The sequence below is a fragment of the Streptomyces sp. NPDC096339 genome, from assembly GCF_044762985.1.
Classification (GTDB): Bacteria; Actinomycetota; Actinomycetes; order Streptomycetales; family Streptomycetaceae; genus Streptomyces.
In genome coordinates, this window is the sequence record NZ_JBIWFI010000013.1 from 58,941 (window position 1) to 70,639 (window position 11,699).

Here is an 11,699-nt window from a genome sequence, read left to right on the forward strand (position 1 = left end):
GGTGGCGAGCAGGGTGGTGGGGCGGGGATCGCGCACCGGTCGGCGGCGGTGACCGGTCAGCGGTACGAGGCCTTGGTGCGGATCCGGGAGACCGCCAGCAGGACGATCAGCGTGGCGGCCATGAGGACCACGGCGACGGCGGAGCCGCTGTAGAGCGATCCGCGGTCGGTGGCCGTGAAGATCCGGACCGGAAGGGGCATCCAGTCCGGCGGGTAGAGCATCATCGTGGCGCTCAGCTCGCCCATGGACAGGGCGAAGCAGAGCCCCGCGGCCGCCGTGAGCGACGGCAGCAGGAGCGGGAGTTTGACCCGCCACAGCACGTACGAGGGGCGGGCGCCCAGGGAGGCCGCCGCCTGCTCGTAGGCCGGGTCGAGACGAACGATGGCGGCCGAAACCGACTGGTGGGCGAACGCCGTGACAAGAATGGTGTGCGCCAGGATGACGATGGAGGCGGTCCCGTTGAGCAGCACGGGGGGCCGGCTGAAGGCCACGAGTACGGCGAGGCCGACGACCACGGACGGCACGGCGACGGGCAGCATGAACAGCGCGTCCAGGGCGCGCTTCCCGCGCTTCTTCAGCGCGGCGCCCGCCAGCGCGGCCCAGGTGCCGACGGTGAGCGCGAGCAGACTCGCGACCACGGCGGTGACCAGGCTGGTGGTCAGGGCCTGGAGGGATTCGCCCTGTACGGCGGAGGCGTAGTTCGCGGTGGTCGCGCCGGAGGGGAAGGCCCCGGACCAGCGGGTGGCGAAGGAGGCCGCGACCACGACGAGCAGGGGCAGGGCGAAGAGCGGCAGGAAGAGGAGACCGAACAGGCCCCAGGCGGCCCAGCGGCCGGTCTTGCTATGCACCAGCACGCTTGCTCACCACCCGGTAGAGGCCGAACAGGCCGACGGAGATCGCGATGTTGACGACGGCGACCACGCAGGCGGCCGAGTAGTCGGATTCGAGGATGGCCTTGCCGTAGATCAGCATCGGGAGGGTCGTGACGTCCTTGGCCCCGGTGAACAGGACGATCCCGAACTCGTTGAGGCACATGACCAGGACGAGGCTGCCGCCGGCGGCGAGGGCCGGGAGGGCCTCGGGGAGGATCACCTTCCGGACGATCCGGGCGGGGCGGGCGCCGAGGCTCGACGCGACCTCCAGCTGGGCGGTGTCCAGCTGGGAGAAGGCGGCGAGCAGCGGGCGCATCACGAAGGGCGTGAAGTAGGTGATCTCCGCGAGGAGGACGCCCCAGGGGGTGGAGAGGAAGTGGAACGGCCCTTCGGCGGCGCCGGTGAGGTCGGTCCAGACCCCGTTCGCCATGCCGACGGTGCCGTAGATGAAGAGCAGCGCGAGGGTGATGAGGAAGGAGGGGAAGGAGAGGAAGACGTCGATGAACTTCGCGACGCCGCGGGCTCCGGGGAAGGGCACGAACGCGATGATCAGCGCGAGAGTGAACCCGAGGAGGAGACAGCCGACGGTGGCGCCGACGGCGAGCCAGACAGTGGTTCCGAGCGCCTCGCGGAAGGAGGCGGAGGCGAAGACGGAACCGTACGCGTCGAAGGCCCCGCCCCCGCTCGAAGGGGTGAACGACTGCTGGACCACCAGTCCGAGCGGGTACAGGAACACCAGCGCGAGCGCGACGACGGGCGGCACGGCCCATACGCCGCGCGGCAGTCGGCGTGTCCCCTGCGGGCGGCCCTCCCTTGCGGGGCTTCCCCCACCCCGCCCCTTCCCGAAACCGTGGGCTCCGCCCCCAGACCCGCGGTCCTCGAACGCCGGACGGGCTGGAGAATCCGGCCCCGCCGGCGATTGAGGCGCGGGGTCCGGGGCGGAGACCCGTGCCTCCCCCGAGGGGGCCTGGGCCGGGACGGCGGCCGCCGCGCGGCGGGTCGACTCAGCCATCGGTCACCCCTGCGGCGAGCAGCACCGCATCGCGCGGTTCGAAGTGGAGCGTGACCCGGTCCCCCAACGCCGGGGTCTCCCGCAGTTCGGGGAGGTCCGCCTTCACGCGGTGGCCGTCGACGTCCACGTACAGGCGGTGCGTGGAGCCCCGCCACTGGACCTCGGCGATCGTGCCGCTCAGCGCGTTCGGGCCGTCGCCGAGTCCGAGCAGGTGCGGCCGTACGCACAGGGTGGCCGTGGAGCCCGGCAGGGCGCGGCCGGCGTCGAGGGCCAGGGAGCGCCCGGCGAACACCGCGCCGCCCTCCGCGACCGTGACCGGCAGCAGGTTCGCGTTGCCGACGAACGACGCCGTGAACTCGGTGCGCGGGGACCGGTACAGCTCCTGCGGGGTCCCGCAGTCCTGGAGCCGGGCCTTGTCCATGACGGCGATCCGGTCGGCCAGGGTGAGCGCCTCCACCTGGTCGTGCGTGACGTACAGGATGGACACCTCCGGCAACTCGCGGTGCAGCCGGGCCAGTTCCGTGAGCATTCCGGAGCGCAGCTGCGCGTCGAGGGCCGACAGGGGCTCGTCCAGGAGGAGGACCCCGGGGCGGATGGCCAGCGCCCGCGCGATGGCCACGCGCTGCTGCTGCCCGCCGGACAGTTCGCGGGGGTAGCGCTTGGCGTAGGCCGCCATGCCCGTGAGCTCCAGGGCCTCGGCCACCCGCCCGGGGATCTCCGCCTTGGGCGCCTTCTGCGCCTTCAGGCCGAAGGCGACGTTGTCCTCGACGCGCATGTGCGGGAAGAGCGCGTACTGCTGGACGACCATGCCGATGCCCCGCTTGTGCGGCGGGAGCGCGGTGACGTCCTGGCCACCGATGAGCACGCGGCCCGCGACGGGCCGGACGAATCCGGCGACCGCGCGCAGCGCCGTGGTCTTGCCCGAGCCGGAGGGGCCGAGCAGGGCCATGACCTCGCCGGGTTCGACGGTGAGGTCGAGTGAGTCCAGGACGGTGTTGCCGCCGTACGCGACGCTGACCCCGTCGAAACGTATGCCGCTCACGCCGACTCCGTCACGGACGCGGCGGGTGCCATGGGCGCCATGGATGCAAGGAGTCCCGGGAGTTCTGCGATGGAGCCGAGCACGTGGGTCGCGCCGTGTCCGGCCAGGGCCTCGCGCTCGTGGGCGCCGGTGAGGACGCCGGCGACGGTGCCCGCGCCGGCGCGGGTGCCGCTGAGCATGTCGTAGGCGGTGTCGCCCGCGGTCACGATCTCGCGTACGTCGTCCACGGCGCCGGTCCGCAGGAAGGCGGCGAGCACCATGTCCGGGTACGGGCGACCGCGGCCGCCCGCGTCCGCCGGGCACAGGGTGAGGTCGGCGAGGCCCTGCCAGCCGAGCGCGTCGATGATGGCGTCCTGGGTGACGCGGGCGAAGCCGGTGGTCAGGACCACGGTGCGGCCCTCGGCGCGGAGCTGCTCGATCGCGGCGCGGGCGCCGGGGATCTCGGAGATCAGGCCGGCGTCGACGAGTTCCCCGTACGCCTGCTCGAAGGCGGAGTTGGCGCGCTGCGCGAGTTCCTCCGTACCGAAGAGGTGGCGGAAGACGGAGATCTTCGACTCGCCCATGGTGTCGCGGACGTACTGGAGCTTGCCGGCGTGGTCGGCGCTGCCCGGCTCGACTCCGAGGTGGCCGGCGGCCCGCTCGAAGGCGCGCTCGACGAGGCCGCCGTCGGCGACGGTGGTGCCGGCCATGTCGAGGACGACGAGCCTGCTGCTGTTGTGTTCGGTGGTCATGCGGCTCACCAGCCCAGTTCGTTCGCGGTGGTCTCGGCTATGGCGGGCGAGCAGGTCATGCCGCGGCCGCCGGGCCCGGTCACCAGCCAGACGCCGTCGGCCACCTGTTGGCGGTGGACGACGCGGGTGGTGTCGGTGCACTGCGCGTACACGCCCGCCCAGCGGCGCCGGATCTTCGGCAGCGGGCGGCCCAGGAAGGATTCGACGACCCCGACGAGGTGCTCGTACGGGTCTTCGAGGGTGTCGAAGGCGAAGGGGTGCTCGTACTCGTGGGTGTCGCCGATGGTCAGCCCGCCGTCGAGGCGCTGGACCATGAGCAGCTGCATCTTGTGCGCCGCGGCGACCGGCGCCTGGCGCTGCTCGGCGTTGAGCAGGTCGAGGGCCTCGCTCTGGTACGCGGGGTAGTAGCGGAAGCTGTCGGCGTCCGCGACGGAGGTGGTCAGCGGCTCGCCGAGCGGGGCGGTCTGCATCATCTGGAGCCGGACGCGGCGCACGGGCAGCTCGGGGGCCAGTTCGCGGACCAGGCCGGACAGCCAGGCTCCGGTGGCGAGGACGACCACGTCGCCGCGGTGGACGTCACCGTGGTCGTCGCGGACGGCGCCCGTGCCGACGACCTCGCGGACCTCGCGCCCGGGGAGGAAGGTGTAGCGGCCGGTGGCCGTCAGGGCCGCCCGCAGGTGCGGCTGAGCGGTGCGCGGCTCGACGGCCGCGTCCCGCTCGCACCACAGGGCGGCGTCGAACGCGCCGCGCAGGGCCGGGTTGATCCGCCGGGCCTCCTCGGCGCCGACCAGCTTGTAGCCGCGGGCGGCGGCGTCGGGGCGGGCCAGGGCCGCCTCGGCGACGGCGTACTCGCGCTCGCCGCGGACGGGGGTGAGGGAGCCGATGGCACGGAAGCCCAGGCCGGGCACCTCCGCGCCGATGCTCTCCCAGAGTTCACGGGCCCGCAGGGCGGTGTCGAGCTCCTCGCCCCCGGCCCGGCCACTGACCCAGATTTGGCCGAAATTGCGCAGGGACGCGCCGCGGGCCTCGGCCTCTCGCTCGATCTGGACGACCTCGTGGCCGCGTTGGACTGCTTGCCAGGCGTGCATGGTGCCGACCACGCCGCCTCCGACGACTATGACTCTCACGCCGACCAAAGTGGCCGCGCCCCGTGACGGAGGGGGATCCGAAGGGCAACGCGTCGGTGAACAGCCCCCCAAGCTTGGCCTAGACCCGTTACCTTCTCGTGATCGAACTGCGCCCGGGCTACGCCCCTCATCACCCCCTATGCACCGTTTTCCAGCCCACTACTCGGGGCGCAGGCGGGTCGTGAAGCTGAACCGGTCGCCACGGTAGAGCGAACGGACCCGCTCCAGCGGCCGGCCGTCCGTATCCCGCGAGAAACGGTGGATGAGCAGCATCGGGAGCGCGGGCGGGGTGCCGATCAGCAGGGCCTCGCGGGGGGTCGCGAGGACCGTCTCCAGCTTCTCGTCGGCGTCGCCGAAGGAGATCCCGAGGCTGTCGCGCAGATACCCGTAGAAGGAGGAGTCGGGCTGGAAATCGCTGTCCAGGCGGGGTGCGCGGGCCACCCGGATGTACGTGCTCTCCAGGCCGACGCGCTCGTCGTCCGCGAGCAGCACTCGCTCCAGGTGCCAGACGGGCTCACCGGCTTCGGCGCCGATGCCGGGGGTGAGGTCGGGCGGGCAGGGGAACCGCTCCAGGCCGATGAGGTGACGCCCCGGGCGCCGGCCCTGTCGCCGTACGCCCTCGGTGTAACTCGCCAGCGACAGCGGTTGCTCCAGCTTCGGCCCGGCGACGACGGTCCCGCGGCCGGAGCGGCGCAGCCGGCCCTCCAGCAGCAGCTCGCGCAGGGCCTGTCGGACGGTCTCGCGGGACACCTCGTAGCGCTCGGCGAGATCACGCTCGGTGGGCAGCAGGCCGCCCTCGCCGAGCTCGTCGAGCAGTCCGGCGATCCGGGCCTTGACGGCGTAGTACTTGGGGATGCGGCCGTGCTCGGGGATACCGGAGCGCACGGGTGAGCCGGGGCGGTGCGGCGGGTTCTGTTCTTCCACGGTGGGACTCTATGCGGGACGGATGTCCCGGCTGCGGGTACGGGGGTTCGGCGGGGGACGGGGTTCAGGGGGCGCGGTTCAGGGGGCGCGGTTCAGACGGGCGCGGTTCAGGGGACGCGGTTCAGACGGGCGCGGGACAGGGCGCGGTTCAAGGCGCGGGTTCGGCTCGTGGCTCGTGAGGTTCAGCGGGTCGGGTTGCGCAGTCGGCGGGCCCCGAGGACGAGCCCGCCGCCGGCGACGAGGGCGACGGCACCGCCCGCCCCGTAGACCCCGTACGCCGGGCCGCGATGGCCGGTGCCGGTGTGCGCGAGGGAGCCCGCCGCGCCGAGGTCACCGTCGTCGCCACCGTCGCCTCCGTCGCCGCCTCCGTCGCCGTCCGGGCCCTCGACGGAGAACCGGTAGCCGCCCGCCTCCCCGACCCAGTCGCCGTCGTCGCCCTTCCGCTGGACGAGGGCGGCGTCGGCGACGACCTCACCGGTGGGGGCGTCCGGGGCGAAGGCGAGGGAGACCTTGACGGTCAGGGTCCCGCCCGGGCCGACGGTGAACCCGGAGAACGCGTCGCCGCCGTCGAACACGGCGATGATCTCGTCGCGGTCGGTCCGCTCCAGGCTGACCGGGAAGGGGCCGCCGGGCGCGTCGAAGTCCATGCGCATGTGCGCGGGGCGCAGGGCGCGGGTCTTGTCCGTGAAGACGACGACGGGGTGGATGGCCGTGCACTGGGAGTTCGTGGTGTTCGTCAGGTCCAGGTACCAGCTCTGCGCCCCGCCACCGGTCCGGTACACGGCCGGCCCGCCGCGGATCCGCGCCCCGATGGGGAACGCGGCGCTCTTCCCGTCGCCGCAGGTGGCAAGCGCACGCGAGGGGAGCGCGGGCGCGGGACGGGGACCGCCGCCGGTGCCGATGTCCGCGCCGGCGGTGGGTGCGGTGGCGACCATGGCGGCGCAGAGAACGGCGGTGAGGGCCAGGGCTTTGCGCAGTCGCCGCATGGAAGACCTTCGCTGCTCGCCGGACGGGACAATGGTCGGACCAGCAGACAATCACCCCGACCCAGGCCGCACCCTGCCATGCGGGCCCACCCTCCCGCCGCAGCCGCGCCTGCCCCGCCCCGCTTTACCCCCAAACGGCCCACGGCTCGCCCGACGCCCGGGGACCAGGGCCCCGGCCCTTCCAGCCCGTCCGGCGTTTGAGGCGCGGGGTCCGGGGCGGAGCCCCCGGGTCTTTTCAGCCCGTCCGGCGTTTGAGGCGCGGGGTCCGGGGCGGAGCCCCGGGGAACGGTGGAAGGGCGGGTAGGGGACGGCTCCGCGCAGCGGCACCCCCGGGGGCGGCCCGCACGCGAGGGGCCGTCGGGGCCGGGCGCGCGCCGGGGCACCTCCTCGGGCGTCGAACGTGCAGAGGCAGCGGACATGCACAACCCGGTTGCGTTCGACGCCCTGCGGGGGCGCCCCACCGCACACCCGACCCCGCCGGCGCGGCGGTGCGGGGCGCGAGGTACGGGGTACGGGTACGCCCAGGGCCGGGCCGGAGCCCCGGCAGGGTCACCCCGCCCGCCCGAAGAACGGCGCCAGCACCAGCTCCGCCGCCCCCTCCGCCACCCCCGCCACGGCCACCCCCACCACCGGCGGGGCCGGGTTCAGCGCCCGCGCCGCAAGCACCCCGCGGACTCCGGCCACGAACACCTCCGGGGCCGCCTCGACCACCCGCCCGCCCAGCAGCACCCGGTCCACGTCCAGCAGCGCCACCAGGTTCGCCGCGCCCTCCCCCAGGATCCGCGCGGCCTCGACCAGGTCCCCGCGGGCCACCGCGTCCAGGCACAGCACCTCCGCGCACCCGCGCCCCCCGCACCGGCACGGCGGACCGTCCAGCTGGAGCACCTGGTGCCCGAACTCCCCCGCCGCCGACCTGCCCCCGCGATAGACCCCGCCGCCCAGCCACAGCCCCGCGCCGAGCCCGCTCCCGAGGTGCAGGTACGCGGCCCCGCCTCCCGCCCCGGCCGGCACGGCCCCGGCGGCGCCCGCGTTGGTGTCCTTGTCCACCCGCACCGGCGCCCCGGCCCCCAGACGCTCCTGAAGGGCCTCCCGCAGCGGGTACCCCTCCCACTCGGGGAACCCCGTCACCCGCCCCATCACCCCGCGCACGGAATCCAGCGGCCCCGGCGCGGCCACCCCCACCCCCAGCGGCGCGGGCCCCGCCGGTCCACGGACCCGCGCGCAGGCCCGTACGACTTCCTCCACCACCGCGTCCGGTCCGGCCCCGAAGTCCAGCGGGGCGCGGCTCTCGGCGAGGAGCCCGCCCGCGAGGTCCACCCGTACCGCCCGCAGCTCGTCGCGGTCGATCTGCACTCCGACCGCGCACCGCGCCTCCCGCGCCAGGCGGAGCAGGGTCCGCGGCTTGCCGCCGGTGGACGCCGCGCGGCCGGCCTCCACGACGAGTCCGTCCGCCGCCAGCCGCGCCGTGATCTTGCTGACGGCCTGCGGGGTGAGCCCCGTACGCGCGGCGAGCTCGGCCCGGTCGAGCCCCTCGCGGCCGGCGCCGCGCAGCAGATCCAGCAGCAGGGCCTCGTTGTGCCCGCGCACCCCCGGCAGGTTCACCCCGCCACGCCCGTCCCCGCTACCCCTGTTCACCCGGCCATTCTCCACCCTCCTTGCACTTCGGCAACACTGTTGCCAAAGTGGTCCCATGAGCACCGCACCCCTCCGCGTCGGCGTCATCGGCTACGGACTCGCCGGTTCCGTCTTCCACGCCCCACTCGTGGCCGCCACCGACGGGCTCGTCCTCGACACGGTCGTCACCTCCGACCCGGCGCGGCAGGCCCAGGCCCGCGCCGAGTTCCCCGGCGTCCGCATCGCCGCCTCCGCCGAGGACCTGTTCGACGAGGGGCCGGACCTCGACCTCATCGTGATCGCCTCCCCCAACAAGACCCACGTCCCGCTGGCGACCGCCGCCCTCACCGCCGGTATCCCCGTCGTCGTGGACAAGCCTCTCGCCGCCACCGCGTCCGAGGCCCGTGAACTCGCCACCCTCGCCGACGGCAGCGGAACCTTCCTCTCCGTCTTCCAGAACCGCCGCTGGGACAACGACTTCCTCACCCTGCGCCGCCTCCTCGCCGACGGCGAGCTCGGCGAGATCCAGCGCTTCGAGTCCCGCTTCGAGCGCTGGCGCCCGCAGCTGAAGGGCGGCTGGCGCGAGTCCGGCGCCCCGGAGGAGATCGGCGGCCTGCTGTACGACCTCGGCAGCCACGTCGTCGACCAGGCCCTGGTGCTCTTCGGCCCGGCCGTACGGGTCTACGCGGAGACCGACGTGCGCCGCCCGGGCGCCGAGGCCGACGACGACACCTTCATCGCGCTCACCCACGCGAACGGCATCCGCTCCCACCTCTACGTCAGCGCGACCGCCGCCCAGCTGGGCCCCCGCTTCCGCGTCCTCGGCTCGCGGGCCGGCTACGTCAAGTACGGCCTCGACCCCCAGGAGGGCGCCCTGCGCGAGGGCCTGCGCCCGACGCCGGGCACCCCGTGGGGCGAGGAGCCCGAGCACCTCTGGGGGCTGGTGGGGTCCGGCGAATCCCCCCTGACCGGCGGCGGCATCCCGGTCCGCACGGTGCCGGGCGACTACCCGGCGTACTACGCGGCCGTGGCCGCCGCCCTGCGCGAGGGCGGCCCCGCGCCGGTCACGGCGTACGAGGCCGCACACTGCCTCGACGTCCTGGAGGCGGCCCGCAGGTCCTCCCGCGACGGCGTGACCGTCGAGCTGTAGGACGATCGAGCCGTAGGACGCGGGCGAGTACGCGAAGGGGCGGACCGCCACCGGCAGCCCGCCCCTCACCGCACCACGCGCCGACGCGCTCGCGCGCTACGCCCCCTTGAACTCCTGGCGCTGACGGCCGAGGCCCTCGATCTCCAGCTCCACGACGTCACCGGCCCGCAGGTACGGCTTCGGCTCGGGCTGGCCCATGGCCACGCCACCCGGCGTACCGGTGACGATGACGTCGCCCGGGTACAGGGTCATGAACTGGCTCAGGTACCGGACGACCTCGCCGACCGGGAAGATCTGGTCCGAGGTGTTCCCGTCCTGCTTGAGCTCGCCGTTGACCCACAGCTTGACGCCGAGCACCTGCGGGTCCGGGATCTCGTCGGCCGTGACCAGCCACGGGCCGAGCGGGGTGAAGGTCTCGCAGTTCTTGCCCTTGTCCCAGGTGCCGCCGCGCTCGATCTGGAACTCGCGCTCCGATACGTCGTTGACCAGCACGTAGCCGCCGACGTGGGCGAGGCCCTCCTCGGCGGAGGACAGGTAGCGGGCGGTGCCGCCGATGACGACGCCCAGCTCGGCTTCCCAGTCGGTCTTCACGCTACCGCGCGGGATGAGCACGGTGTCGTCGGGGCCGACGACGGTGTCCGGGGCCTTCAGGAAGAGGATCGGCTCGGCCGGCGGCTCCGCGCCGATCTCGGCCGCGTGCCCGAAGTAGTTCAGCCCGATGCCCACGACCTTGCCGATGCGCCCGACGGCGGCACCGATCCGCAGGCCTTCGGCGTCCAGCACCGGAAGCTCCCCGGAGGCCGCCGCTTCCCGCACGCGGGACAGCACGGCGTCGTCGGCGAGCAGGGCGCCGTCCACATCCGTGATCAGGCCGGACAGGTCACGCAGGGTCCCGTCCTGGTCGAGCAGCGCGGGGCGCTCCGACCCGACGGGTCCGACACGCAGCAGCTTCATGGGCATTCTCCCGTGGTCGTGGGTGGTCGGCCCATGGGCATGCCACGGGCCGGCCGATGGGTTGCGGCCATCGGAGGATTGGTCGATCCTCCAAGAAACCCACCCAATCCGCAAGACCCTGTTCACAGACTGGAACGCCTTCCTCCGCGCTCCCCTCCGCGCTCCCCTCCGCGCACCGCTCCGGGTGCCGTTCCGGGCACCGCTCCGCCGGCCCCTCCGCGTGACTGGAGCCAGGCCCGCTCCGCCACCGACCAGGCCGTCGTGGTCAGCAGGTACAGCCCGGCCGCCAGTGGCACCACGGCAGCCGTGATCAGCGTCCCGAACGACAGCAGCGGCAGTACGCCGCCCAGCTTGCGCATCGCCGCCTGCTGCTCGGCAGTGAGCGCGGGCCCCGCCCCGGACGCGGGCGGAACCGGCGCGGGCGCGGCGGCGGCGGCCCGCCTCCCCCGCACCGCACTCCAGGCCGCGACCACACCGATGGCGGCGAAGAGCCCGAGGAACACCAGCCCCTGCGCCCCGAGGAGCCCGCCGTCCCCCAGCGCATCGCTCCACCGGGCCCCGAGCGGCACCCCGAGCAACCTCTCCCCGAGCAGCTCCTCGCCCGACGTGAACGCCTGGTACATCAGGAAGAACACCGGCAGTTGCAGCAGCACCGGCAGGCATCCCGCCATCGGGGTCGCACCCCGGAAGGCGGCCCGGCTCAGCGGGTGCAGGGCGAGCCGCACGAGCACGGTGAACAGCACGATCGCGGCAGCGGTCGCGGACTCGGCCAGCGCCGGCTCAAGGAGCCGGCCCAGCTCGGCAACAACATGGACGAAAACGGACACGTGGGCCCTCCGAGGGGTCTCGTCGAACGTCGAAAGCGATGCATTCCGGCGTGACGACCCACGAGGGGCGACAACAGAGCTCAGTCAGCAGGAGAGGATGGCGCCCCTACGCGGCCGTCAGGACGAGACGGCCCGGCGCCCTGGGCCGCGACCGGCCCGACGCATCCGGATCGCGCTGCGGCAGGAACGCCGTGCGCTGCTCACGGTCACGGATCTTCGTCCGTATTCGATGCGGCGCCACCGGCAGCACGAGCCGCCCGGCGGCAGCCAGCGCCTGGGCGCCCACCGCGAGAGTGGCCGCGAGGGCGACCACCACACCCGCGAGCCCGCTCTCCCCGGCGAAGAGCCCGAACGCAGCCCCGAGCAGCACCAGCGGAAGCAGCAGGGCCAGCGCCCTCGAAGTCCGGGAGAACAGGAGGAAGGAAAGCGAGCGCGCATCACCGCGTCGTCGCCGAGCCAT

General features: G+C 74.0%; 12 protein-coding genes. 1 reads left to right on the forward strand and 11 read right to left on the reverse strand.

The genetic code is table 11. The annotated features are described in order from the left end of the window. Positions 1-56 precede the first annotated feature (56 nt). From ACIQ5Y_RS18840 to ACIQ5Y_RS18875, 8 genes are all read right to left on the reverse strand, one after another. On the reverse strand, positions 57-854 hold the full coding sequence (locus ACIQ5Y_RS18840; protein WP_403881177.1) for an ABC transporter permease: 798 nt from the start codon (positions 852-854) through the stop codon (positions 57-59). Then, positions 841-1,884, reverse strand: coding sequence for a 2-aminoethylphosphonate ABC transporter permease subunit (locus ACIQ5Y_RS18845; RefSeq protein ID WP_403881180.1), 1,044 nt, complete (start codon positions 1,882-1,884; stop codon positions 841-843). The genes ACIQ5Y_RS18840 and ACIQ5Y_RS18845 overlap by 14 nt, the downstream gene beginning before the upstream one ends. Further along, positions 1,877-2,926 carry an ABC transporter ATP-binding protein gene (locus ACIQ5Y_RS18850; protein WP_403881183.1) on the reverse strand — a complete coding sequence of 350 codons (1,050 nt, stop codon included), beginning with the start codon at positions 2,924-2,926 and terminating at the stop codon, positions 1,877-1,879. The genes ACIQ5Y_RS18845 and ACIQ5Y_RS18850 overlap by 8 nt, the downstream gene beginning before the upstream one ends. Continuing rightward, positions 2,923-3,657, reverse strand: coding sequence for a phosphonatase-like hydrolase (locus ACIQ5Y_RS18855; protein ID WP_403881186.1), 735 nt, complete (start codon positions 3,655-3,657; stop codon positions 2,923-2,925). The genes ACIQ5Y_RS18850 and ACIQ5Y_RS18855 overlap by 4 nt, the downstream gene beginning before the upstream one ends. 5 nt (positions 3,658-3,662) lie before the next feature. Next, the gene (locus tag ACIQ5Y_RS18860; RefSeq protein WP_403881189.1) at positions 3,663-4,784 is read right to left on the reverse strand and encodes a TIGR03364 family FAD-dependent oxidoreductase; all 1,122 of its coding nucleotides are present in this window, start codon (positions 4,782-4,784) and stop codon (positions 3,663-3,665) included. A 159-nt stretch (positions 4,785-4,943) separates the two neighbouring features. Further along, positions 4,944-5,708, reverse strand: a complete 765-nt coding sequence (locus ACIQ5Y_RS18865; protein ID WP_403881192.1) for a GntR family transcriptional regulator — start codon at positions 5,706-5,708, stop codon at positions 4,944-4,946. Positions 5,709-5,890: 182 nt separating this feature from the next. Further along, entirely contained in the window at positions 5,891-6,694 is an 804-nt protein-coding gene (locus tag ACIQ5Y_RS18870; RefSeq protein WP_403881195.1) for a hypothetical protein, read from the reverse strand. Between the two features lie 549 nt (positions 6,695-7,243). Further along, entirely contained in the window at positions 7,244-8,329 is a 1,086-nt protein-coding gene (locus ACIQ5Y_RS18875) for an ROK family protein (RefSeq protein WP_403881198.1), read from the reverse strand. Positions 8,330-8,384: 55 nt separating this feature from the next. Here ACIQ5Y_RS18875 and ACIQ5Y_RS18880 point away from each other — a divergent pair, with 55 nt between their 5' ends. After that, complete coding sequence (locus ACIQ5Y_RS18880) at positions 8,385-9,458, forward strand: Gfo/Idh/MocA family oxidoreductase (RefSeq protein WP_403881201.1); 1,074 nt, start codon at positions 8,385-8,387, stop codon at positions 9,456-9,458. Between the two features lie 96 nt (positions 9,459-9,554). Here ACIQ5Y_RS18880 and ACIQ5Y_RS18885 read toward each other — a convergent pair whose 3' ends face one another. The 3 genes from ACIQ5Y_RS18885 to ACIQ5Y_RS18895 all read right to left on the reverse strand — a co-directional run bounded on the left by ACIQ5Y_RS18885 (position 9,555) and on the right by ACIQ5Y_RS18895 (position 11,699). After that, positions 9,555-10,412, reverse strand: coding sequence for a fumarylacetoacetate hydrolase family protein (locus ACIQ5Y_RS18885; protein WP_403881203.1), 858 nt, complete (start codon positions 10,410-10,412; stop codon positions 9,555-9,557). Positions 10,413-10,534: 122 nt separating this feature from the next. Then, complete coding sequence (locus tag ACIQ5Y_RS18890; protein ID WP_403881206.1) at positions 10,535-11,239, reverse strand: YidC/Oxa1 family membrane protein insertase; 705 nt, start codon at positions 11,237-11,239, stop codon at positions 10,535-10,537. A 106-nt stretch (positions 11,240-11,345) separates the two neighbouring features. Then, entirely contained in the window at positions 11,346-11,699 is a 354-nt protein-coding gene (locus tag ACIQ5Y_RS18895; protein ID WP_403881209.1) for a DUF6412 domain-containing protein, read from the reverse strand.

Coding starts and splice junctions, on each gene's coding strand:
- ACIQ5Y_RS18885 (WP_403881203.1), bottom strand. CDS start 10,412: ATGAAGCTGCTGCGTGTCGGACCCGTCGGGTCGGAGCGCCCCGCGCTG.
- ACIQ5Y_RS18855 (WP_403881186.1), bottom strand. CDS start 3,657: ATGACCACCGAACACAACAGCAGCAGGCTCGTCGTCCTCGACATGGCC.
- ACIQ5Y_RS18845 (WP_403881180.1), bottom strand. CDS start 1,884: ATGGCTGAGTCGACCCGCCGCGCGGCGGCCGCCGTCCCGGCCCAGGCC.
- ACIQ5Y_RS18870 (WP_403881195.1), bottom strand. CDS start 6,694: ATGCGGCGACTGCGCAAAGCCCTGGCCCTCACCGCCGTTCTCTGCGCC.
- ACIQ5Y_RS18895 (WP_403881209.1), bottom strand. CDS start 11,699: ATGGCTCGGCGACGACGCGGTGATGCGCGCTCGCTTTCCTTCCTCCTG.
- ACIQ5Y_RS18880 (WP_403881201.1), top strand. CDS start 8,385: ATGAGCACCGCACCCCTCCGCGTCGGCGTCATCGGCTACGGACTCGCC.